Here is a 1,630-nt window from a genome sequence, read left to right on the forward strand (position 1 = left end):
TCCTCCCCACCACCCCACCCACCGACCTCCCCACCTACCCCTTCCAACACCACCCCTACTGGCTCCACCCCCACCCCCACACCACGGCCACGAGCCAATCCACCGACCTCCCGGACGGCAGCCACCTCTACACCGACCGCCTCTCCACAACCACCCACCCATGGCTGGCCGACCACACCGTCCACAGCACACCCCTCCTCCCCGCCACCGCACTCCTCGAACTCGCGATGCACACCACCCACCACACCCACACCCTCACCGACCTGACCCTGGAAGCGCCGCTGGTCGTTCCGCAGCACGGTCTTGTCGAGGTTCAGGCGGCTGTCGGGGTGCCCGACGGGGCGGGGCGGTGTTCGCTCACGATCCACTCCCGTCTCCTCTGCGGGGACACCGACGGCGCCGAGGGCGCAGAGTGGACGCGCCACGCGACCGGCACCCTGGTCGGCCGTACCGACGCTGCGGACGCTTTCGCGGACCTGGGCGGAGACTGGTTGCCGGCGGACGCGGTCGCACTGGACGTCGCCGAGGCCTACGACCGCCTGGCCGACCTCGGTCTGGGGTATGGGCCCGCGTTCCAGGGGCTGGAAGCCGCCTGGCGGCACGGCGACGACGTCTACGCCGAAGTCGCGCTCCCCGAGGGGTTCGAGACCGGCAGGTTCGCCGTTCACCCGGCGCTGCTGGACGCCGCGCTCCACCCGATGGCCTTCGCCGTGGCGGACCTGGACCACTCGGCAACGATCCGTCTCCCCTTCTCCTGGACGGGCGTCACACTCCACGCGATCGGGGCGACGCGGCTGCGGGTTCTGCTGTCGCCGACGGGCGCCGACACCGTACGGGTGACCGCGACCGATCCGACCGGTGCGCCCGTGCTGATCGCTGAGGCGCTGACGGTCCGGCCCGTGGACCGGACGCAGCTGCCCTCCGCAGGCTCCTCCCGGCGTGACTCGCTGTTCGGCATCCACTGGACCTCCCTGCCGACGCCGGTCGAGGCCACGGCTTCCGTCTCCCCCTGGGCGGTGCTCGGGGAAGGGCCGGCAAGCGTCCTCGTCCGGTCCGCCGATGCCGAGGCCCACGACGATCTTGCCGCCCTCCGCCGGGCCGTCGCCGAAGGTGCGGGCGCACCCGAGCTCGTGCTGGTGTCCCCGCAGGTCACGAGCGAGGCCGCCGATCCCGCCGTACGTGCCCATGAGTCCGCCCACCACGTCCTCGCCCTGCTCCAGGACTTCCTCAGGGATGAACTGCTTGCCGCGGCACGGCTGGTGGTCGTCACCCGCGGTGCTGTCGCCGTCGACGACGGCGAGGGCATCCGGGACCTCGCCGCGTCTGCTGTCTGGGGACTGGTCCGCTCCGCCCAGTCGGAGAACCCCGGTCGTCTCCTTCTCGTCGATGTCGACGCCGAGGTCACGTTCAACTCCCTTGTAGCTGCGGTGAACTGCGGCGAGCCGCAGATCGCCATTCGGGACGGCGGCCTTCTGGTGCCCCGGTTGACTCGCCCGACCATCGAGAAGGCCGACACCGCCTCTCGTCTCGCTCCCGAGGGGACGGTGCTGGTCACGGGCGGCACCGGCACGCTGGGATCACTGGTCGCCCGGCATCTGGTCGAGCAGCATGGCGTACGGCATCTGCTGCT

At 71.5% G+C, this 1,630-nt stretch carries 1 protein-coding gene; it reads left to right on the forward strand.

Features of this window, described 5'->3' with window-relative positions; all coding sequences use genetic code 11:
• The coding region (locus tag ACP4J3_RS50610; protein WP_426545040.1) for a polyketide synthase dehydratase domain-containing protein at positions 1-1,630 on the forward strand (1,630 nt) is incomplete at both ends.

This window comes from Streptomyces sp. UG1 (assembly GCF_049974585.1).
Taxonomy (GTDB): domain Bacteria; phylum Actinomycetota; class Actinomycetes; order Streptomycetales; family Streptomycetaceae; genus Streptomyces.